This window comes from Brevibacillus sp. IT-7CA2 (assembly GCF_949767855.1).
In the GTDB taxonomy this organism is placed as follows: domain Bacteria; phylum Bacillota; class Bacilli; order Brevibacillales; family Brevibacillaceae; genus Brevibacillus.
The window spans coordinates 1-545 of record NZ_CATKQT010000042.1; the positions used below are offsets into that span (position 1 = coordinate 1).

At 54.5% G+C, this 545-nt stretch carries 5 tRNA genes; all 5 read left to right on the forward strand.

The features are described from left to right. Positions 1–7 precede the first annotated feature (7 nt). The 5 genes from ACM6JA_RS19745 to ACM6JA_RS19765 all read left to right on the forward strand — a co-directional run bounded on the left by ACM6JA_RS19745 (position 8) and on the right by ACM6JA_RS19765 (position 489). Positions 8–98 (forward strand) — tRNA-Ser (locus ACM6JA_RS19745). 24 nt (positions 99–122) lie between these two features. Beyond that, a tRNA-Met gene (locus ACM6JA_RS19750) sits at positions 123–199 on the forward strand. Positions 200–207: 8 nt separating this feature from the next. Continuing rightward, positions 208–292: transfer RNA gene (locus tag ACM6JA_RS19755), tRNA-Leu, on the forward strand. 14 nt (positions 293–306) lie between these two features. Then, positions 307–380: transfer RNA gene (locus tag ACM6JA_RS19760), tRNA-Glu, on the forward strand. Between the two features lie 33 nt (positions 381–413). After that, positions 414–489 (forward strand) — tRNA-Val (locus tag ACM6JA_RS19765). Positions 490–545 lie beyond the last annotated feature (56 nt).

Sequence of the window (545 nt, forward strand, 5' to 3'; positions counted from 1 at the left end):
TATATACGGAGAGTTACCCAAGAGGCCGAAGGGGACGGTTTGCTAAACCGTTAGTATGCGCAAGCGTAGCGAGGGTTCGAATCCCTCACTCTCCGCCATATGTTTTAATCTCATAGCTTCATGGCGGTGTAGCTCAGCTGGTTAGAGCGTTCGGTTCATACCCGAAAGGTCGGGGGTTCGATTCCCTCCGCCGCTACCATATTAGTTGCGGTCGTGGTGGAATTGGCAGACACACCATCTTGAGGGGGTGGCGGGGCGACCCGTGCGAGTTCGAGTCTCGCCGACCGCACCATATTTCACAATCTTGGCCCGTTGGTGAAGCGGTTTAACACAGCAGCCTTTCACGCTGTCATACAGGGGTTCGAATCCCCTACGGGTCACCTAGCAAAATGCCCTGCAATCGCAGGGGGCCTGGAGGCTTAGCTCAGCTGGGAGAGCATCTGCCTTACAAGCAGAGGGTCGGCGGTTCGATCCCGTCAGCCTCCACCACTTATATAATAGGGCAAAGAAGATCAGTCAACACTGACAATTGATCGTCCTAATCG